Here is a 21,791-nt window from a genome sequence, read left to right as displayed (position 1 = left end):
GCAGTGCAACGGTTTAGTTCGTATCAGCAGGCGGCACGCCAAAATCTGGCATGCCGTTTTCGTCCCAACGCACGAGCTTCAGACGAGTGTGGCGGTTTGGGTCGTACAGCGGATCGCCCTCGATTTCGGTGTAGTTTCTCGCGTGATACACCAGTACATCTTCACCTTCCGGCGTTTGTGTAAAGCTGTTGTGTCCTGGCCCAAACTGGCGGTTTTCATAACTGGTGGTAAAGACCGGACGCGGTGATTTGTGCCAGTTCTGCGGTTTGAGCGGATCGGCGTTGAGGTCAATCCACAATAATCCCATACAGTAGTTCTCATCGGTGGCGCTGGCGGAATAGCTGATAAACAGCTTATCGCCATGAACCATGACGGCAGGACCTTCATTGACCCAAAAACCCCGGCATTCCCAGTCATACTCAGGATGACTTAGCATGACCGGCTCGCCTTTAATCGTCCATGGATTTTCCAGCTCAGCGAGATAGATATTGGAGTTTCCGGCGATATCGGGCGACTTCTGCGCCCAGAGGTACCACTGTTTTCCCTGATGGTTAAAGGTGGTGGCATCAAGCGCAAAGGTATCAAACTGCGTTTTAATCTGACCTTTCTCCGTCCACTGCCCGGTCAACGGATCGGCGTCGGCACATTCGAGCGCAAACATGCGATGCTGGAACATCCCCAGCTTGTCGAGCGACTGTGTGTGGGTGGCAGCAAAATAGATGTACCACTTGCCTGCCAGATGATGGATTTCGGGTGCCCAGATGAGTTGGCTCATGGGGCCGCTTTCTGGTTTGCGCCAGACGACAACCGGGGCGGCGGTGCGCAACCCCTCCAGCGAGTCGGCCCGGCGTATCTCCAGTCGGTCATATTCGGGTACTGAAGCAATGAAATAATAGTGGCTACCGTCACGTAAGATAAACGGATCGGCACGCTGTTCAATAAAGGGATTTGGCCACTGATTCATTAGGCTTTCCTTACGGTTTCAGTCGTTTTTATATCGTGGTATTCATTCAGTTCACGGTAGTTGGCGCGGCGCTTTTCTAAATCTGTCTGGATTTGCTGCATAAACTCGCGGTCAACTTTCAGCAGACGAACCACGCCTGCGGTAATCAGGTAGCCTACGCCTGGTATGATGGTAAACAGCAGCATAATACCGTTAATGGCAGAGTCGCTTTGCGCTTTCGCCCCAGCGTCGTAGCCGTACCAGGAGAGCAGGAAGCCGACCATCGCTCCGGCAATTGCCAGGCCCAGTTTCAGGAAGAACAGGTTACCGGAGAAGCTGATTCCGGTGATGCGTTTACCGGTTTTCCACTCGCCATAGTCATCGACATCCGCCATCAGCGACCAGTGCAGCGGAGAAGGGATTTGGTGCAGGATGTTGAGCAGGAAGTAGAGCACCATAATCATCATGGTGGCTTTCGGATCGAAGAAGTAAAACGCGGCAGAGAAAATCGCCAGGATAATATTGGTCCAGAAGAAGACTTTCAGTTTGCACCAGCGATCGGTTAATACCTTCGCCAACATACTGCCGATCATCATTCCGACCACACCAAGACTGATAAACAGCGTTGCGAACTGCGTGCTTTGCTGCATAACCCATGTCACGTAGTACATGGTGGCAGCCATGCGAATAAAGCCCGGACAGACGTTGCACAGTGTTAACAGCAGAATTTTTACCCACTGATCGTTCTTCCACACGTCTTTCAGATCGGCTTTTAAATCGTCATTGGTCTGGACAGCAGGGCGTACGCGTTCACGGACCGTAGCGAAGCAAAACAGAAACATACACATGCCGATGAAAGCCAGAACCGCCATCGCCATCTGATACCCTTTGGCTTTGTCTTCCCCGCCGAACCAGTCGGCCATTGGCAGCAAGGTGAGGGACAGCAGCAGGGTTGCAATGCCTACCAACACAAAGCGATATGACTGGCAGGCGACGCGTTCCTTCGGATCGTTGGTGATGACGCTGCCGAGCGAGCAGTAGGGAATGTTGATCGCTGTATAAGTAATAGATAGCAGGAAGTAGGTAACGAACGCATAGATAACTTTGCTGTTATAGGTCCACTCTGGAGTGGTAAACATCAGTACGCTGAATAACGCGTACGGGAAAGCCATCCATAAAAGCCATGGACGAAATCGACCATATTTACTACGGGTGCGGTCGGCCATCGCGCCCATTATAGGGTCGGTAACGGCGTCGATAACGCGTACTGAGAGCAGTAATACGCCGACCAGTGCAGGTGCCAGACCAAAAATGTCTGTGTAAAAATAGTTAACAAACAACATGATGGCGCCAAAGATGATGTTGCATCCGGCGTCGCCCATTCCATAGCCGATCTTTTCTTTCACCGTGAGCTTACTGGTTTCCATCAACTGCACTCCATCAATGAGATATGGAGAGAATTATTGTCCGGCACCGGTGTTTTTGCGTTGCAGGATAACGCCGCTGATATGGACTAAACAGTCGTGAGTGGGAAAGTGTGAGGCAGGTAACAACCCCCCACCTGACGCAGGTGGGGGGAGGGGGGGATTAATGCGCTTTAACCGCGCCGGCCGTTTTTTGTTTACACAGGTAGCCGATGCCAAGAATGGCAATCCATACAGGGATTAAGTACACCGAGATCGCCATACCCGGCGTCATCAGCATAATCACCAGTACTGCAGCCATGAAAATCAGGCACACCCAGTTACCCAGCGGATAGAGCAGCGCCGGGAAGCGGGTGGTAACACCCTGCTGCTGTTTGGCTTTGCGGAACTTCATGTGTGCCAGGCTAATCATTGCCCAGTTGATCACCAGTGCGGAAACCACCAGCGCCATCAGCAGGCCAAAGGCGGATTCCGGTGCCAGGTAGTTGATCAGCACACACAGAGCCGTCACCAGTGCGGAAACCAGAATGGTGTTCACCGGTACACCGCGTTTGTCGACGTTCATCAGCGCTTTGGGCGCATTGCCCTGCTGTGCCAGACCGAACAGCATACGGCTGTTGCAGTATACGCAGCTGTTATAGACAGAAAGGGCGGCAGTCAGCACTACGATGTTCAGGGCATTAGCAACAAAGGTGTCTCCCAGCTCGTGGAAAATAAGGACAAACGGGCTGGTATCCGCCGTGACACGCGTCCACGGCATCAGGGAAAGCAGAACCGCCAGCGAACCCACATAGAAAATCAGGATACGGTAGATAACCTGGTTGGTCGCTTTGGGAATGCTTTGCTCCGGGTTATCCGCTTCTGCTGCGGTGATCCCGACCAGCTCCAGCCCACCGAAAGAGAACATAATAATAGCCATCATCATCACCAGACCGGTGAAGCCATGCGGCAGGAAGCCTCCCTGGTCCCACAGGTTGCTGACGCTGGCCTGCGGGCCGCCGTTACCGCTAAACAGTAACCAGCCGCCGAACAGGATCATCGCTACGACGGCAATGACTTTAATAATGGCGAACCAGAACTCCATCTCACCAAACACTTTCACGTTGGTCAGGTTGATGGCGTTGATCAGCACAAAGAAGGCAGCCGCAGACACCCATGTTGGGATCTCCGGGTACCAGAACTGGATGTATTTACCCACGGCAGTTAGCTCTGCCATGGCAACCAGCACGTACAGCACCCAATAGTTCCAGCCGGAAGAGAACCCCGCGAAACCGCCCCAGTATTTATAAGCAAAGTGACTAAATGAGCCTGCAACGGGCTCTTCAACCACCATTTCACCTAACTGACGCATAATCAAAAAGGCGATAAAGCCGGCAATAGCGTAACCCAGAATAATACCCGGCCCTGCAGACTGGATAACGGATGCGCTACCGAGGAATAACCCGGTACCAATCGCGCCACCCAGCGCGATTAGCTGTATATGGCGGTTCTTAAGGCCGCGCTTGAGCTGATCGCCATGCTGTTGACTTTCCATCATGAAACCTCGTGTGTGGTTTTACTCTTCATATTTCGAGTGCTTATTTTTTGAACTACGCAGCAATGCGTGTGTAAGTTTGCAATTCCGTTTGTTGTATTAATTTGTTTACAGATGCTTTTGATAAAATGTTGCCTTAATACTTTTGTCTTGATCAGAATAATGATATGCGAGCGCGAATGCACCTGCTTTATGCGGGGAAGATGACGAGTTGAATAAAAAGAAACCATTTGTAAATGCGAGTTTATCTACCACAAAATTTCCATTTTGAATTTCTATTCATTAATAGTGGTTGATATATCGATAAATAAGCAGGTGAATCGGTTCAGATGAGATAATTTTTCGTTTCAATTCCGTTAAAACTACCCCGAGGTGGGTAAATTTAACATTTGTGCATAGTTACATGTTTGAAACGTTATTTCTGTAATGTTGTTAAAATATGCCTCCTTTACTGATTTCAATCAAAACCTGTATGGACAGAAGGTGAATACTTTGTTACTTTAGCGTCAAGAACATGAAATTGGTAAGACCAATTGACTCCGGGCAAATGGCTTAAGACAGGAAATCATGGCCTACAGCAAAATCCGCCAACCAAAACTCTCCGATGTGATTGAGCAGCAGCTGGAGTTTTTAATTCTTGAGGGGACACTTCGCCCCGGAGAAAAACTCCCACCGGAACGCGAGCTGGCAAAACAGTTCGACGTCTCCCGCCCCTCCTTACGCGAGGCGATCCAACGCCTTGAAGCGAAGGGCTTACTGCTTCGTCGTCAGGGCGGTGGCACTTTTGTTCAGAGCAGCCTGTGGCAGAGCTTTAGCGACCCACTGGTAGAGCTGCTCTCCGACCATCCTGAATCCCAGTTTGACCTGCTTGAGACGCGCCATGCGCTGGAAGGTATTGCGGCTTATTACGCTGCACTGCGCAGCACGGATGAAGACAAAACGCGTATCCGTGAACTCCACCATGCGATCGAGCTTGCTCAACAGTCCGGCGATCTTGACGGCGAATCTGATGCGGTACTCCAGTATCAAATTGCTGTCACCGAAGCGGCACACAATGTGGTGCTGCTCCATTTGCTAAGGTGTATGGAGCCGATGCTGGCCCAGAACGTTCGGCAAAACTTCGAATTGCTGTATGCGCGTCGTGAAATGCTGCCACTGGTTAGCAGTCACCGTACCCGTATTTTTGAAGCAATTATTGCCGGGAAGCCGGAAGAGGCGCGTGAAGCGTCCCACCGTCACCTGGCGTTTATCGAAGAGATCCTGCTGGACAGAAGCCGTGAGGAAAGCCGTCGTGAACGCGCCTTACGCCGTCTGGAGCAACGAAAGAATTAGTGATTTTTCTGGTAGAACGTTAACCAGAAGATGTTGTAAATCAAGCGCCATATAAAGTGCGCGGCAACTAAACGCAGAACCTGTCTTATTACGCTCTCTGGCGAGAACGTAATGGGACAGGTTCCAGATAACTCAACGTATTAGATAGATAAGGAATACCCCCATGTCAGAACGTTTCCCAAATGACGTGGATCCGATCGAAACTCGCGACTGGCTACAGGCGATCGAATCGGTCATCCGTGAAGAAGGTGTTGAGCGTGCTCAGTATCTGATCGACCAACTGCTTTCAGAAGCTCGCAAAGGCGGCGTGAAAGTAGCGGCAGGTGCAGGGGCCAGCAATTATGTAAACACTATTGCCGTTGAAGATGAACCGGAATACCCGGGCAATCTGGAGCTGGAACGTCGTATTCGTTCTGCTATCCGCTGGAACGCCATTATGACCGTACTGCGCGCGTCTAAAAAGGACCTCGAGCTGGGTGGCCACATGGCATCCTTCCAGTCCTCCGCAACGGTATATGATGTTTGCTTCAACCACTTCTTCCGCGCACGCAACGAGCAAGATGGCGGCGATCTGGTGTACTTCCAGGGTCACATCTCTCCGGGCATCTACGCACGCGCATTCCTGGAAGGTCGTCTGACTGAAGAGCAGATGAACAACTTCCGTCAGGAAGTACATGGCAAAGGCCTGTCTTCCTACCCGCACCCGAAACTGATGCCGGAATTCTGGCAGTTCCCGACCGTATCTATGGGTCTGGGCCCAATCGGTGCTATCTACCAGGCTAAATTCCTGAAATATCTGGAACACCGTGGCCTGAAAGATACCTCTAAACAAACCGTTTACGCCTTCCTGGGCGACGGCGAGATGGATGAGCCAGAATCTAAAGGTGCGATCACCATCGCGACCCGTGAAAAACTGGACAACCTGGTCTTTGTTATCAACTGTAACCTGCAGCGTCTTGACGGCCCGGTAACCGGTAACGGCAAGATTGTTAATGAACTGGAAGGCATCTTCGCGGGCGCTGGCTGGAACGTTATCAAAGTCATGTGGGGCGGTCGTTGGGATGAGCTGCTGCGTAAAGACACCAGCGGTAAACTGATCCAACTGATGAACGAAACCGTTGACGGCGACTACCAGACCTTCAAATCCAAAGATGGCGCATACGTACGTGAGCACTTCTTCGGTAAATACCCGGAAACCGCAGCACTGGTTGCTGACTGGACTGACGAGCAGATTTGGGCTCTGAACCGTGGTGGTCACGATCCGAAGAAAGTCTACGCTGCACTGAAAAAAGCGCAGGAAACCAAAGGCAGAGCAACTGTAATCCTGGCCCATACCATCAAAGGTTACGGCATGGGTGACACTGCTGAAGGTAAAAACATCGCTCACCAGGTTAAGAAAATGAACATGGACGGCGTGCGTTATATCCGCGACCGTTTCAACGTTCCTGTGACCGATGAGCAGGTTGAAAACCTGTCTTACATCACCTTCCCGGAAGGTTCTGAAGAGCACACTTATCTGCACGCTCAGCGTCAGAAACTGCATGGCTACCTGCCAGCTCGTCAGCCGAACTTCACCGAGAAGCTGGAACTGCCAGCTCTGGAAGACTTCGGTGCGCTGCTGGAAGAGCAGAACAAAGAAATCTCCACCACTATCGCTTTCGTTCGTGCCCTGAACGTGATGCTGAAGAACAAGTCGATCAAAGATCGTCTGGTTCCGATCATCGCTGACGAAGCGCGTACTTTCGGTATGGAAGGTCTGTTCCGTCAGATCGGTATCTACAGCCCGAACGGTCAGCAGTACACCCCGCAGGACCGTGAGCAGGTTGCTTACTATAAAGAAGACGAGAAAGGTCAGATCCTGCAGGAAGGTATCAACGAACTGGGTGCTGGCGCATCCTGGCTGGCTGCTGCGACTTCTTACAGCACCAACGATCTGCCGATGATCCCGTTCTACATCTACTACTCCATGTTCGGGTTCCAGCGTATCGGCGACCTGTGCTGGCAGGCTGGCGACCAACAGGCTCGCGGCTTCCTGGTAGGGGGTACTTCTGGTCGTACGACGCTGAACGGCGAAGGTCTGCAGCACGAAGATGGTCACAGCCATATTCAGTCTCTGACTATCCCGAACTGTATCTCTTACGATCCGTCTTACGCGTACGAAGTTGCGGTCATCATGCACGATGGTCTGGAGCGTATGTACGGTGAGAAACAAGAGAACGTTTACTACTACATCACCACGCTGAACGAAAACTACCACATGCCGGCAATGCCAGCAGGTGCCGAGGAAGGTATCCGTAAAGGTATCTACAAACTCGAAACCCTCGAAGGTAAGAAAGGTAAAGTTCAGCTGCTGGGCTCCGGTTCTATCCTGCGTCACGTGCGTGAAGCAGCACAGATTCTGGCGAACGACTACGGTGTAGGCTCTGACGTTTACAGCGTAACTTCCTTCACTGAACTGGCGCGTGATGGCCAGGATTGTGAGCGCTGGAACATGCTGCACCCGATGGAAACTCCGCGCGTTCCGTACATCGCTCAGGTGATGAACGACGCTCCGGCAGTAGCATCTACTGACTATATGAAACTGTTTGCCGAACAGGTTCGTACTTATGTACCGGCTGATGATTATCGCGTACTGGGTACTGACGGTTTCGGTCGCTCTGACAGCCGTGAAAACCTGCGTCACCACTTCGAAGTTGATGCTTCCTACGTGGTTGTAGCGGCCCTGGGCGAACTGGCTAAACGTGGCGAAATCGATAAGAAAGTGGTTGCAGACGCAATCATCAAATTCAACATCGATGCAGATAAAGTTAACCCGCGTCTGGCGTAAGAGGTAAAAGAATAATGGCTATCGAAATCAATGTACCGGACATCGGGGCTGATGAAGTTGAAATCACCGAGATCCTGGTCAAAGTAGGCGACAAAGTTGAAGCTGAACAGTCGCTGATCACCGTAGAAGGCGACAAAGCCTCTATGGAAGTTCCGTCCCCTCAGGCGGGTATCGTTAAAGAGATCAAAGTCTCTGTTGGCGACAAAACTGAGACCGGCAAACTGATCATGATTTTCGATTCCGCCGACGGTGCAGCAGCTGCTGCACCTGTTCAGGCAGAAGAGAAGAAAGAAGCAGCTCCGGCAGCAGCACCTGCTGCCTCTGCGGCGAAAGACGTACACGTACCGGACATCGGCGGCGACGAAGTAGAAGTTACCGAGATCATGGTTAAAGTGGGCGACACCGTTGCGGCTGAACAGTCTCTGATCACCGTTGAAGGTGACAAAGCCTCTATGGAAGTTCCGGCGCCGTTCGCAGGTACCGTCAAAGAGATCAAAATCAACACGGGTGACAAAGTGTCTACCGGTTCCCTGATTATGGTATTCGAAGTGGCGGGCGCTGCGCCTGCTGCTGCACCGGCTCAGGCGGCTGCTCCAGCAGCAGCGGCGGCTCCGGCTGCTTCCGGCTCGAAAGAAGTTAACGTACCGGATATCGGTGGTGACGAAGTTGAAGTCACTGAAGTGATGGTTAAAGTGGGCGATAAAATTGCCGCTGAGCAGTCACTGATCACCGTTGAAGGCGATAAAGCGTCGATGGAAGTTCCGGCACCGTTCGCGGGTACCGTGAAAGAAATCAAAATCAGCACCGGCGACAAAGTTAAAACCGGTTCTCTGATTATGGTCTTCGAAGTCGAAGGCGCAGCACCTGCAGCAGCTCCTGCACAAGCAGCAGCTCCGGCTCCGGCCGCTGCACCAGCGCCTGCGCAAGCCGCAGCTCCGGCCGCAAAAGCGGAAGGCAAATCTGAGTTTGCTGAAAACGACGCTTACGTTCATGCAACGCCGCTGATTCGTCGCCTGGCGCGCGAATTCGGTGTGAACCTGGCGAAAGTGAAAGGTTCTGGCCGTAAAGGTCGTATCCTGCGTGAAGACGTTCAGGCTTACGTGAAAGACGCTATCAAGCGTGCTGAAGCGGCTCCGGCTGCAGCAGCAGGTGGCGGTATCCCGGGCATGCTGCCTTGGCCGAAAGTGGACTTCAGCAAGTTTGGTGAAATCGAAGAAGTGGAACTGGGCCGTATCCAGAAAATCTCTGGTGCTAACCTGAGCCGTAACTGGGTGATGATCCCGCACGTTACTCACTTCGATAAGACCGATATCACCGATCTGGAAGCGTTCCGTAAACAGCAGAACGCCGAAGCTGAAAAACGTAAACTGGACGTGAAATTCACCCCAGTAGTCTTCATCATGAAAGCCGTTGCCGCAGCTCTGGAACAGATGCCGCGCTTCAACAGCTCCCTGTCTGAAGACGGTCAGCGCCTGACCCTGAAGAAATACATCAACATCGGTGTAGCGGTTGATACTCCTAATGGTCTGGTTGTTCCGGTCTTCAAAGACGTGAATAAGAAGAGCATTACCGAGCTGTCTCGTGAACTGACCGTGATCTCCAAGAAAGCGCGTGATGGCAAGCTGACCGCTGGCGAAATGCAGGGCGGTTGCTTCACCATCTCCAGCATCGGTGGCCTGGGTACTACCCACTTCGCGCCGATTGTGAACGCGCCGGAAGTGGCTATTCTCGGTGTCTCCAAGTCCTCTATGGAGCCAGTGTGGAACGGTAAAGAGTTTGTGCCGCGTCTGATGATGCCGATTTCGCTCTCCTTCGACCACCGTGTAATTGACGGTGCGGATGGTGCGCGCTTTATCACCATCATCAACAACATGCTGTCTGACATTCGCCGCCTGGTGATGTAAGCGAAAAAGCCGGCCCGACGGCCGGCTTTTTTCTGGTAATCTCATGAAGTCAGTGAGGTTATTGTGCGAAAGACAAATCGGTTGCCGTTTGTTGTTTCAAAATTGTTAACAATTTTGTAAAATACGGGCGGATAGAACGACCCGCTGGACGACGGGTATAAATTAAGAGGTCATGATGAGCACTGAAATCAAAACTCAGGTCGTGGTACTTGGGGCAGGCCCTGCAGGTTACTCTGCTGCCTTCCGTTGCGCAGATTTAGGTCTGGAGACCGTCATCGTAGAACGTTACAGCACCCTTGGCGGTGTTTGTCTGAACGTCGGCTGTATCCCTTCTAAAGCGCTGCTGCACGTAGCAAAAGTTATCGAAGAAGCCAAAGCGCTGGCTGAACACGGTATCGTTTTTGGCGAGCCGAAAACCGATATCGACAAGATTCGTACCTGGAAAGAAAAAGTTATCACTCAGCTGACCGGCGGTCTGGCGGGTATGGCCAAAGGCCGTAAAGTGAAAGTGGTTAACGGTCTGGGTAAATTTACCGGGGCAAACACCCTGGAAGTTGAAGGCGAAAACGGCAAAACCGTGATCAACTTCGACAACGCAATCATCGCGGCGGGTTCCCGTCCGATCGAACTGCCGTTTATTCCGCATGAAGATCCGCGCGTATGGGATTCCACCGATGCACTGGAACTGAAAACTGTTCCTAAGCGCCTGCTGGTAATGGGCGGCGGTATCATCGGTCTGGAAATGGGTACCGTGTACCATGCGCTGGGTTCAGAGATCGACGTGGTTGAAATGTTCGACCAGGTTATCCCGGCTGCCGACAAAGACGTGGTTAAAGTCTTCACCAAGCGCATCAGCAAGAAGTTCAACCTGATGCTGGAAACCAAAGTGACCGCCGTTGAAGCGAAAGAAGACGGTATCTACGTTTCCATGGAAGGCAAAAAAGCCCCTGCCGAAGCTCAGCGTTACGATGCTGTGCTGGTCGCTATCGGTCGTGTACCGAACGGTAAAAACCTCGACGCGGGCAAAGCTGGCGTGGAAGTTGACGACCGTGGCTTCATCCGCGTTGACAAACAGCTGCGCACCAACGTGCCGCACATCTTTGCTATCGGCGATATCGTCGGTCAGCCGATGCTGGCACACAAAGGTGTGCATGAAGGTCACGTTGCCGCTGAAGTTATCGCCGGTAAGAAACACTACTTCGATCCGAAAGTTATCCCATCCATTGCATACACTGAACCAGAAGTTGCATGGGTTGGTCTGACCGAGAAAGAAGCGAAAGAAAAAGGTATCAGCTACGAAACCGCCACCTTCCCGTGGGCTGCTTCTGGCCGTGCTATCGCTTCCGATTGCGCAGACGGTATGACCAAACTGATTTTCGACAAAGAATCTCACCGTGTTATCGGTGGTGCGATTGTCGGTACCAACGGCGGCGAGCTGCTGGGTGAAATCGGTCTGGCGATCGAAATGGGTTGTGACGCAGAAGATATCGCGCTGACCATCCACGCGCACCCGACTCTGCACGAGTCCGTGGGCCTGGCGGCAGAAATCTTTGAAGGTAGCATTACCGACCTGCCAAACCCGAAAGCGAAGAAAAAGTAATTTTTCCGAAATGATAAAAAGCGGCTGAATGGCCGCTTTTTTTATGTATTTGTTACATAATAGTGTCAAGATCTGGCAAAGATTAAGGTAACTAGCCGAATTGCCAGAAAATGTTTTTTACCGTACTGCATCAAACTCCCGAACCGCATGAAATCAGCACTCCAAATCAACATACTGTTTCACAAGAAATAAATCACCTTATCTTGTCATTAGATGAAATTAATAACCCTGTAAACTAATATCGTGATAATAAATTGGGAGGGGAAATGATGAAACGTTTTTTAAAAGCAGCAGTAATAACTACCGTGTTTATTTCCGGCATGGCGCTGGCGCAGGATGCCGTCATTCCATGGGCTACCAACAGCGGTGGTACCGAAAGCACACATATTGCGGCAATGGGACAAAATTTGAATGCGCAGCATCAGCAGATTAACCAGACACAGGAAGGTGTATGGGCAACAAACTCTGGCAGCATTCGAGCTGACGAAATAGCACTTATCAGCACTAAGCCGGCGTTTAAAGGTTATCCTGAATTAATGCCGCATCAGAATTAACTCTCCGAGCTCACGTCAGACAAATCCACGCTGACGTGAGCGTGTGGGCAATGACGCTGGCTGGTTGTGGTGCGATAACCACCGCTTATAACAGCAACACCTCTGGTGCGACGCTGGGTGGTGGTATCGCGGCGGGGCTGATCGGCATGGCTGCGGATGCGATGGTGGAAGAGGTGAACTACACCATGGTTACTGACCTGCAAATCTCTATGTGCAGCAAAGCTAAAGTGACAACGGATAAAGTTGCTGCATTTAATTTGTTGGGGTTGCCGGGGGGCGGCTATGCCTTACCCGGCCTACTAACCTTCCGACTCGGTATCAGGGCGCTACAGGTTGCCAGTTTTTATCCGGATGGAATGTGGTTAACGCTTGCGCTTTCTGCTGTGATTCAACACCGAGATCGGCCTGGTAGACTTTGTCTTCACCGTTAATCATAAAACTCATCACGCCGGTGTGATCGTAGCTAACGGGCCAGGCTACCATGGCAAAACCGCTGGTTTTATCGGGAAGGATCCGGAAGCGATAGCCGTGATAGCCCATGCCCGGCTCCTGTGGGCTGAAGGCTGGGCCAAGCGGGCTTGGCGCTTCGCCCGGCGAAACAGGCCAGTACAGACCATCCTTTTTCCCTTCAGAACTGACAATCTTTTGCGCGTATTTCTGGTTCATCGCAAAATAGCTCTGCTGAGCATCCACGTAGGCGTGCAACGCCTCGATGGCAGCAAGTTCGTTGCGTCCAATCTCACGGGTCAGGATCTCTTCGGCCGCTTCCTTGATATCAAATCGCCAGCCTGAAGCGTTTTTGACGACCGGGATTGGCAGTTGCCAGTCGCTGTCCCCAACCACAAGATGCGCCGTATTGCCGTCGATGACAGTGCTATGGCGTACCTTCCAGTCACGCAGGAAGCGATCAACCGCATCAGGATCGACGCCTTCTGGCGGCAGAAAATCACGCCAGTTTTCCCCGAGCAGGTTGCTCATTGCATTTTCATTTTGCTCACTGATAGCGTTTGCCAGCGCATCTGTTGCCTGGTCTGGTGTGCTGAAGGATTGTTGTGCCATCGCGGTGGCCGAAACCATGAACAACACCATTCCACTGAGTAGTTTATTTTTCATGTCGGTTCCCTTAACGATGACGGAATTCACGGTGTTCAGCACGCCCGCCAGAAGGCTGGCGTGATGGCTGATTACGGGCGACCTGCCGGCTCTGGGCACCTCGCTGTTGCTGTGCCTGCCAGTTGGCGGAGCGACTGTCGTTACCGCTCAGCGCATTGGCGCGTGGCTGGCTGGTTCGCTGTTGAAGATTGCGCTGTTGCACATTGCGTTGTTGTGCCGGTTGCGTGACCCGTTTCTCCTGTCGCTGGGCGACTGCCTGGCGATTCTCCCGCTGCTGAGTGCTCGTCCGCTTCGCGGTTTGCGGTTTGGTATCGTAACCGCGGTAGTTATTACGTTGGGAAATTTGCTTCAGTTGTTGATTCGATGCCTGACGCTGGGCGTCTCTCGTGCCCGTACGCGCCGTTTGCGGGAATGTTTTCCCCGTCGATTTTTCCATCTGGCTCAGGGCTGCCTGACGCTGGCTATCACGGTTGACCGGTCTTTGCTGGGTCGAACTTAACCCGGTTGCCGTGTTAGTGGAGTGGAAGCGGTTATTGAGCTGGCTATTTGGGTAAGGCACACCCTCACGGTAGGCCGGATTATGCTGCCAGGTACGGTTGGCATCTGTCAGGCGCTGACCACTGATTTTATTGAAGTTATCAACGTTAATGTTGATGTTGTTATCACCGTTGCGGTTATAGCCGCCATGGTTATCCCAGTCATCATTATGATGGTGGTCGTCGTCGTCATCCCAGTCGATGTTGCTGAAGATGGCATAGGTTGTGGCGACACCAAGGCTGAAGCCTAAACCATTGACGAAGCTGTTACCAAATTGCTCACCGGGCGTTGGTGGCAGATAGGTTGGCGGATAGGCGGTATTCGGCCAGGTACCGTAAACCGTGTTCGGGTTATAGGTTGGAACGTACACCACCTGCGGATCGGCGGATTCAATCTTGATGACAGTAGGGCTTGTCGTGGTGGTAGTGCTGGTCGTCGACGTGCTGGTGGCGGTTTTCGCCGGTGCCGCTTTGGTCACGGTGGTGACGGTCTGTTGCGGTGTTGATTGCAGCGCGCCGGTTTGTTGCGCCAGTACACGCAGACGTTGAACGGAATCCATGACGTCCTTCGGCTGCGCGAGGAAAGCATCGCCCAGGCTTTGTACCCACGGCGGATTTTCACCCATCAGCGACATCAACTGAGGAAAAGCGACCAGCGATTTCACGCTGGGATCCCAGGGCTGGCTGGCAACGGCCTGAATGGCGGCATCGCCCTGCATTTTGGGATTGTCTTTTGACCACTGTGCGGCCTGGATGACGTTAGCCGGATAGGTTGAGGCCATCAAAATTTGCGACAGCAGCGAGTCTGGATAGAGCGCGATAGGTGCAACCCACTGATCGATTTGTGCTGCTGAGTAGGTTGGTGCCACGGCGGGTGCAGTTTGCTCTACCGGGGCGGGGGCCGCTACGGGAGCTGGGGCCGGTGTTGACGGCTGTTGCGCAACGGGGGCCGGAGCAGCAGGCTCCGTTGTGCGACTTTTAACAAACATCACGCCAGAGGCGGCAAACAGCCCGGCACTGCACAAAAGGGCAAGCAGATGTGGCTTAAGGGGCAACTTCATAAAATGACTCCAACGAGACGAGCGCTGTGCCGTGAGGCGTTCCTGTTGCCGCGAGTATTATTCACCCGTGTTAGACAGTTTTGACTTTTATGGTTGATTCACCAGGTAGGTCCGAAAAAAGAGTGTGAGTATTTATTACACAATTATATGTGATGGCGGAAAAATCGCTGGAATATTCAGCCGATCGCGCTTGAAAATTAACCGTTTATGGGCGGTTTTAAGCTGACTTAATTTCGCCTCACCTTGTCGCTATACCATTCTTAACGATTCAGCCAATTTTTTATGTTGCTTTTTTGTAAACGGATTAACACTTAATGAAAATCCTGTTATTGTGCCTTATGCGGTACCGGGCATTTACCCTACTAACTACTGTCTCACAGGAGCGTGAAGAGAATCGCCCATCTACAAAAGCGCCGCATTATGACAATGAGAGCGAGGAGATATCGTCGTGCTAGAAGAATACCGTAAGCACGTAGCTGAGCGTGCTGCCCAGGGGATTGTGCCAAAACCTTTAGACGCAACCCAAATGGCTGCACTTGTCGAGCTGCTGAAGACCCCGCCTGTGGGCGAAGAAGAATTCCTGTTAGACCTGTTGATCAACCGTGTTCCTCCTGGCGTAGATGAAGCCGCTTATGTTAAAGCTGGTTTTCTCGCCGCTGTCGCAAAAGGCGACACCACCTCCCCGCTGGTTACCCCAGAAAAAGCCATTGAACTGCTGGGCACCATGCAGGGTGGTTACAACATTCATCCGTTGATCGACGCGCTGGACGATGCAAAACTGGCACCGATTGCCGCCAAAGCGCTCTCTTCAACGCTGCTGATGTTCGATAACTTCTACGATGTAGAAGAAAAAGCCAAAGCGGGCAACGAATATGCGAAGCAGGTAATGCAATCCTGGGCTGATGCCGAATGGTTCCTGAACCGTCCAGCTCTGGCTGAAAAAATCACCGTTACCGTCTTTAAAGTGACGGGTGAAACCAACACCGATGACCTTTCTCCGGCACCGGATGCATGGTCTCGCCCGGATATCCCTCTGCACGCCCTTGCGATGCTGAAAAACGCCCGTGAAGGTATCGAACCGGATCAGCCGGGCGTGGTTGGCCCGATCAAACAGATCGAAGAATTGCAGAAAAAAGGTTACCCGCTGGCTTATGTGGGTGATGTTGTCGGTACCGGTTCTTCGCGTAAATCCGCAACCAACTCCGTGCTGTGGTTCATGGGTGACGACATTCCTCATGTGCCGAACAAGCGCGGCGGCGGCCTGTGCCTCGGCGGCAAAATTGCACCTATCTTCTTCAACACCATGGAAGATGCGGGCGCACTGCCGATTGAAGTGGACGTGTCGAACATGAACATGGGCGACGTGATTGACGTTTACCCGTTCAAAGGCGAAGTACGCAACCACGAAACCGGCGAACTGCTGGCAAGCTTTGAGCTGAAAACCGAAGTCCTGATCGACGAAGTACGCGCCGGTGGCCGTATCCCGCTGATCATCGGTCGTGGCCTGACTACCAAGGCGCGCGAAGCGCTGGGCCTGCCGCACAGTGACGTATTCCGTCAGGCGAAAGACGTGGCGGAAAGCAGCCGTGGCTTCTCTCTGGCACAAAAAATGGTTGGCCGTGCCTGCGGCGTAAAAGGTATCCGTCCGGGCGCGTACTGCGAACCGAAGATGACCTCCGTCGGTTCTCAGGATACTACTGGCCCTATGACCCGTGACGAACTGAAAGACCTGGCGTGCCTGGGCTTCTCGTCTGACCTGGTGATGCAGTCCTTCTGCCACACTGCGGCGTATCCGAAGCCGGTTGACGTGAACACGCATCACACGCTGCCAGACTTCATCATGAACCGCGGCGGTGTGTCGCTGCGTCCGGGCGACGGCGTTATTCACTCCTGGCTGAACCGCATGCTGCTGCCGGATACCGTAGGTACCGGTGGTGACTCCCATACCCGTTTCCCTATCGGGATTTCCTTCCCGGCAGGTTCTGGTCTGGTGGCGTTTGCTGCTGCGACCGGCGTGATGCCGCTGGATATGCCGGAATCCGTTCTGGTGCGTTTCAAAGGCAAAATGCAGCCGGGTATCACCCTGCGCGATCTGGTACACGCCATCCCGCTGTACGCGATCAAACAGGGTCTGCTGACCGTTGAGAAGAAAGGTAAGAAGAACATCTTCTCTGGTCGCATTCTTGAAATCGAAGGTCTGCCGGATCTCAAAGTGGAGCAGGCGTTCGAATTAACCGACGCCTCCGCTGAACGTTCTGCTGCCGGTTGTACCATTAAGCTGAACAAAGAGCCGATCGTTGAGTATCTGAGCTCTAACATCGTTCTGCTGAAGTGGATGATCGCAGAAGGTTACGGCGATCGCCGTACGCTGGAACGTCGTGTGCAGGGCATGGAAAAATGGCTGGCGGATCCGCAGTTGCTGGAAGCCGACGCTGACGCAGAATACGCGGCAGTGATCGACATCGATCTGGCGGATATCAAAGAGCCAATCCTGTGTGCACCGAACGATCCGGACGATGCGCGTCTGCTGTCTGACGTACAGGGCGAGAAGATCGACGAAGTGTTCATCGGCTCCTGCATGACTAACATCGGCCACTTCCGTGCCGCTGGTAAGCTGCTGGATGCGCACAAAGGCCAACTGCCAACGCGTCTGTGGGTGGCTCCGCCAACCCGTATGGATGCGGCACAGCTGACCGAAGAAGGTTATTACAGCGTGTTCGGTAAGAGCGGTGCGCGTATCGAAATTCCAGGCTGCTCTCTGTGCATGGGTAACCAGGCGCGTGTAGCCGACGGCGCAACGGTGGTGTCGACCTCTACCCGTAACTTCCCGAACCGTTTAGGTACCGGGGCGAACGTCTACCTGGCTTCTGCGGAGCTGGCGGCGGTTGCGGCGCTGATCGGCAAACTGCCGACGGCGGAAGAGTACCAGACCTATGTGGCGCAGGTAGATAAAACGGCCGTAGATACTTACCGTTATCTGAACTTCGACCAGCTGTCTCAGTATACCGAGAAAGCCGATGGTGTGATTTTCCAGACCGCGGTGTAATGCCCTAAAGCATTTTGTGTAAAAACGCATCAATGCCCGGAGAAGTCTGCTTCTCCGGGCATTTTTATTTCTATTCCTTATACCCACTACGCTTTTTTTCTGCCGCGCTGCTGCGATAATTACAGCAAGGCGCAATGCGGTATTGGCGCATTGCCGGGAGTAGAGGAAGACATTATGGATTACGAATTTCTGCGCGATATTACCGGGGTGGTAAAAGTGCGTATGTCCATGGGCCACGAGGTGGTGGGGCACTGGTTTAATGAGGAAGTGAAAGAAAACCTGGCCTTACTTGATGAAGTGGAACAGGCAGCGCGTGCGGTTAAGGGCAGTGAGCGCTCCTGGCAGCGAGCAGGGCATGAATACACGCTCTGGCTGGATGGCGAAGAAGTGATGGTTCGCGCTAATCAGCTGGAGTTCTCTGGCGATGAGATGGAAGAGGGGATGAGCTACTACGACGAAGAAAGTTTTTCGCTCTGTGGTGTAGAGGACTTTCTTCAGGTTGTGGCGGCATACCGCGAATTTGTGCATCAATCCTGAGATATTTCAGATATCAATGAAGCCGGGTGAGACAAACCCGGCTTTTTTTTCGTCCGAATGATTATTTGATTTTTATTAATCATTCAAAAACTGTGATCTGCCGCGTTTGTGATCTGATTTTGATTGAATATAATCGTTGTGATTTTATTTAATCACAACATAACAACAGGCGGGAAGACCATGAACATCAAGAAGGCAATAGAACGCGTACCCGGCGGCATGATGGTTGTGCCGTTGGTTATCGGTGCCATTATCAACACTTTTGCCCCGCAGGCGTTGCAGATCGGTGGATTCACCACGGCTTTATTTAAAAATGGCGCGGCTCCCTTGATTGGCGCGTTCCTGCTCTGTATGGGGGCGGGAATTAGCGTAAAGGCGGCGCCGCAAGCTTTGCTACAAGGCGGCACGATTACGCTGACCAAGTTACTGGTCGCGATTGCAATTGGTCTCGGGGTTGAACACCTGTTTGGCGCGGAGGGCATCTTTGGCTTAAGCGGTGTTGCCATTATTGCGGCAATGAGTAACTCCAATGGCGGGCTTTACGCGGCGCTGGTTGGCGAGTTTGGCAATGAACGTGATGTCGGTGCGATCTCCATTTTGTCTCTGAATGACGGGCCTTTCTTTACCATGATCGCGCTGGGCGCGGCGGGTATGGCAAATATTCCTATCATGGCGCTGGTGGCGGTTCTTGTTCCGCTGGTGGTTGGCATGATCCTCGGTAACCTCGATGCCAATATGCGTGACTTCCTGACCAAAGGCGGTCCACTGCTCATTCCTTTCTTTGCATTTGCACTTGGAGCCGGTATTAACCTGGAAATGCTGCTGCAAGGCGGTCTGGCGGGCATTCTGCTGGGCGTACTGACCACCTTTGTGGGCGGTTTCTTTAACATTCGAGCCGATCGTCTGGTAGGCGGGAGTGGTATTGCTGGTGCTGCGGCATCCAGTACGGCGGGGAACGCCGTCGCGACGCCACTGGCTATAGCACAGGCCGATCCCTCGCTGGCAGAGGTTGCCGCTGCGGCAGCGCCGCTGATCGCTGCGTCAGTCATTACAACCGCAATTCTGACGCCAATTCTTACGTCGTGGGTCGCGAAAAGGCAGTCTCGTCAGGCCGTGCAGGAGAAGAAAGCATGAAAATGATCGTTATCGCCGATGACTTTACGGGCTCTAACGATACCGGCGTACAGCTGGCGAAAAAAGGGGCGCGTACCGAAGTAATGCTGACCCCAGCGCAGAAACCGTCGCGCCGCGCCGATGTTCTGGTCATCAATACGGAAAGCCGGGCGATGCTGGCAACGCAGGCCGCCGCGGCTGTACAACAAGCGTTAGCGCCATGGTGTGAGGGCGAAGCAACACCGCTGGTATACAAAAAAATAGACTCGACATTTCGTGGCAATGTGGGGGCTGAAGTCACTGCAGCCATGCGTACAGCCGGTCGGACGCTGGCCGTGATTGCGGCGGCAATTCCTGCTGCCGGGCGCACTACGCAGGATGGCTTGTGCCTGGTCCATGGTGTGCCGCTGCTGGAAACGGAATTCGCCAGCGATCCAAAAACGCCTATTCACTCTTCGCGTATTGCTGAACTGGTCGCACTGCAAAGCGATGTCCCTGTACATGAGGTGTCGCTGGTGGATGTGCGTCGGGGAAGTTTGAGTGCGCTGCTGAGTGCTTTTGCAAAAGCCGGCGAATGTATGGTGGTGGTGGATGCCGTGGAAGAGCGAGATCTCGCGCTCATTGCGCAGGCGGTTTGTGAGCAAAAACAGATGCCGCTGCTCGTAGGGGCGGCAGGGCTGGCCAATGCGCTACCGGCCGCAACGTTTATGCAAGAAAAGCAGGAATTACCGGTGTTGGTTGTGGCTGGCTCAATGAGTGAGGCAACGCGACGTCAGGTGGAAAAAGCAGTGTGTCAGGGTCGGGCAAAAGTCGTTGATATCGATGCCGCGCGGTTGGTTGCATCGTCATTTGCACCGGAAATGGACTCTGTTATTGAACAGGCTTGCGCGCAACTGAGCCAGCAGCAGCACACGATCTTACGCACCAGTCGATGTGCAGAAGACCGGGACATGATCGACACGCTGTGTTTCAACGTGGGGATGAGTCGCCAGCAGTTGGGAGAACTGCTGAGTCAGCGTCTAGGGGAGATAACGCTGCGCATTATTGAACAAGCACGTATCGGCGGATTGTTCCTGACCGGAGGCGATATTGCCACGGCGGTCGCCAGTGCGTTGGGTGCTGAAGGGTATCGCATCCACAGTGAGGTCGCCCCCTGTATTCCGTGCGGAACGTTTGTGAATAGCGAGATTGACGACTTGCCGGTTATTACCAAAGCGGGTGGATTCGGTTCTGATACGACCCTTTGCGATGCGCTGTATTTTATTGAGGAGATGTACCGTGGTAACTAAAACAATTGCGATTACGATGGGAGATCCGGCGGGGATTGGTCCGGAAATTATTGTTAAAGCGCTACGCGAAGATGAACTTAATGGTGCACCGCTGGTGGTGGTTGGGTGCCTAAAAACGCTGCAGCGGTTACAGGCTCAGGGGCTGGCTGACGGAGTAACATTTCGCGCTATTGAACAGGTCGCCGATGCCAGATTCACGCCAGATACGATTCATGTGATTGATGAACCGCTGGCGAAACCTGACGAACTGGTCCCTGGTACAGTGCAGGCGCAGGCGGGCGATCTGGCCTATCGCTGTGTGAAGCGGGCGACTGAACTGGCGATGAAGGGGGATGTACATGCCATCGCGACCGCGCCGTTGAACAAAGAAGCGCTGCATCTCGGCGGACACAATTATCCTGGACATACCGAACTGCTGGCAACGCTAACCGAAAGCCGCGACTATGCGATGGTGCTGTACACCGATAAGCTGAAAGTTATCCATGTTTCGACGCATATCGCACTGCGCAAATTCCTTGATACGCTCAATGGGCAACGTGTCGAAACGGTGATTGGTATCGCAGATACCTTCCTGAAGCGCGTAGGCTTTGCACACCCGCGTATTGCCGTTGCGGGGGTGAATCCACATGCCGGAGAGAATGGCCTGTTTGGCGATGAGGAAATTCGTATTGTCGGACCCGCGATTGAGAATATGAGAGCGAAGGGGATGGATGTTTACGGTCCGTGCCCGCCGGATACCGTGTTTTTACAGGCTTATGAAGGTCAGTATGACATGGTGGTGGCGATGTACCACGATCAGGGGCATATCCCGCTGAAATTGCTGGGTTTCTATGATGGTGTAAATATCACAGCAGGTTTACCGTTTATTCGTACCTCTGCCGATCACGGTACGGCATTTGATATCGCCTGGACGGGAAAAGCAAAATCTGAGAGCATGGCCGTATCGATCAAACTGGCAATGCAACTGGCGTAATTTAC

Annotated in this window: 15 protein-coding genes and 1 pseudogene; 11 read left to right on the top strand and 5 right to left on the bottom strand. The window is 52.9% G+C overall.

Annotated features, from left to right (window positions below):
- Positions 1-13 precede the first annotated feature (13 nt).
- The 3 genes from OGX97_RS04170 to aroP all read right to left on the bottom strand — a co-directional run bounded on the left by OGX97_RS04170 (position 14) and on the right by aroP (position 3,904).
- The gene (locus OGX97_RS04170) at positions 14-964 is read right to left on the bottom strand and encodes a glycoside hydrolase family 43 protein (RefSeq protein ID WP_008786208.1); all 951 of its coding nucleotides are present in this window, start codon (positions 962-964) and stop codon (positions 14-16) included.
- Positions 964-2,370, bottom strand: a complete 1,407-nt coding sequence (locus tag OGX97_RS04165) for a glycoside-pentoside-hexuronide (GPH):cation symporter (RefSeq protein ID WP_003829494.1) — start codon at positions 2,368-2,370, stop codon at positions 964-966. Before OGX97_RS04165 ends, OGX97_RS04170 begins: the two co-directional genes overlap by 1 nt.
- Before the next feature lie 160 nt (positions 2,371-2,530).
- Positions 2,531-3,904, bottom strand: coding sequence for an aromatic amino acid transporter AroP (aroP, locus tag OGX97_RS04160; RefSeq protein ID WP_008786209.1), 1,374 nt, complete (start codon positions 3,902-3,904; stop codon positions 2,531-2,533).
- A 564-nt stretch (positions 3,905-4,468) separates the two neighbouring features.
- Here aroP and pdhR point away from each other — a divergent pair.
- From pdhR to traT, 6 genes and pseudogenes are all read left to right on the top strand, one after another.
- Complete coding sequence (gene pdhR, locus OGX97_RS04155) at positions 4,469-5,233, top strand: pyruvate dehydrogenase complex transcriptional repressor PdhR (RefSeq protein ID WP_003018699.1); 765 nt, start codon at positions 4,469-4,471, stop codon at positions 5,231-5,233.
- A gap of 163 nt (positions 5,234-5,396) precedes the next feature.
- The gene (gene aceE, locus OGX97_RS04150; protein ID WP_032942374.1) at positions 5,397-8,060 is read left to right on the top strand and encodes a pyruvate dehydrogenase (acetyl-transferring), homodimeric type; all 2,664 of its coding nucleotides are present in this window, start codon (positions 5,397-5,399) and stop codon (positions 8,058-8,060) included.
- A gap of 14 nt (positions 8,061-8,074) precedes the next feature.
- The gene (aceF, locus tag OGX97_RS04145) at positions 8,075-9,964 is read left to right on the top strand and encodes a pyruvate dehydrogenase complex dihydrolipoyllysine-residue acetyltransferase (RefSeq protein WP_235125435.1); all 1,890 of its coding nucleotides are present in this window, start codon (positions 8,075-8,077) and stop codon (positions 9,962-9,964) included.
- A gap of 175 nt (positions 9,965-10,139) precedes the next feature.
- Positions 10,140-11,564: a dihydrolipoyl dehydrogenase gene (gene lpdA, locus OGX97_RS04140; protein ID WP_003829486.1), complete on the top strand. Its 1,425-nt coding sequence runs from the start codon at positions 10,140-10,142 to the stop codon at positions 11,562-11,564.
- A gap of 269 nt (positions 11,565-11,833) precedes the next feature.
- Positions 11,834-12,118 (top strand): hypothetical protein, encoded by a 285-nt coding sequence (locus tag OGX97_RS04135; RefSeq protein WP_032942376.1) that lies wholly within the window; start codon positions 11,834-11,836, stop codon positions 12,116-12,118.
- Between the two features lie 59 nt (positions 12,119-12,177).
- A pseudogene (gene traT / locus OGX97_RS04130) lies at positions 12,178-12,369 on the top strand (complement resistance protein TraT); the annotation flags it as partial.
- A 67-nt stretch (positions 12,370-12,436) separates the two neighbouring features.
- On the opposite strand, the gene OGX97_RS04125 reads toward traT, so the two are convergent.
- Both OGX97_RS04125 and OGX97_RS04120 read right to left on the bottom strand, forming a co-directional pair.
- Positions 12,437-13,231, bottom strand: a complete 795-nt coding sequence (locus OGX97_RS04125; protein WP_257119522.1) for a DUF2950 domain-containing protein — start codon at positions 13,229-13,231, stop codon at positions 12,437-12,439.
- Positions 13,232-13,241: 10 nt separating this feature from the next.
- On the bottom strand, positions 13,242-14,828 hold the full coding sequence (locus OGX97_RS04120) for a DUF3300 domain-containing protein (protein ID WP_279850897.1): 1,587 nt from the start codon (positions 14,826-14,828) through the stop codon (positions 13,242-13,244).
- 448 nt (positions 14,829-15,276) lie between these two features.
- On the opposite strand from OGX97_RS04120, the gene acnB reads away from it, so the two are divergent.
- From acnB to OGX97_RS04095, 5 genes are all read left to right on the top strand, one after another.
- The gene (acnB, locus tag OGX97_RS04115; RefSeq protein ID WP_008786215.1) at positions 15,277-17,874 is read left to right on the top strand and encodes a bifunctional aconitate hydratase 2/2-methylisocitrate dehydratase; all 2,598 of its coding nucleotides are present in this window, start codon (positions 15,277-15,279) and stop codon (positions 17,872-17,874) included.
- Positions 17,875-18,048: 174 nt separating this feature from the next.
- Positions 18,049-18,411: a protein YacL gene (gene yacL, locus OGX97_RS04110; protein ID WP_020996227.1), complete on the top strand. Its 363-nt coding sequence runs from the start codon at positions 18,049-18,051 to the stop codon at positions 18,409-18,411.
- Positions 18,412-18,591: 180 nt separating this feature from the next.
- A complete protein-coding gene (locus OGX97_RS04105) occupies positions 18,592-19,545 on the top strand; it encodes a 2-keto-3-deoxygluconate permease 1 (protein ID WP_008786218.1) in 954 nt (317 codons plus the stop codon).
- Complete coding sequence (gene dtnK, locus OGX97_RS04100) at positions 19,542-20,813, top strand: D-threonate kinase (RefSeq protein WP_060682743.1); 1,272 nt, start codon at positions 19,542-19,544, stop codon at positions 20,811-20,813. Before OGX97_RS04105 ends, dtnK begins: the two co-directional genes overlap by 4 nt.
- The gene (locus tag OGX97_RS04095; protein WP_081003606.1) at positions 20,803-21,786 is read left to right on the top strand and encodes a D-threonate 4-phosphate dehydrogenase; all 984 of its coding nucleotides are present in this window, start codon (positions 20,803-20,805) and stop codon (positions 21,784-21,786) included. Before dtnK ends, OGX97_RS04095 begins: the two co-directional genes overlap by 11 nt.
- Positions 21,787-21,791: the final 5 nt, after the last annotated feature.

Origin of the sequence: Citrobacter sp. Cpo061 (genome assembly GCF_030332845.1) — a bacterium.
GTDB lineage: Bacteria > Pseudomonadota > Gammaproteobacteria > Enterobacterales > Enterobacteriaceae > Citrobacter > Citrobacter portucalensis.
This window is presented reverse-complemented; position numbering and strand designations above follow the sequence as displayed.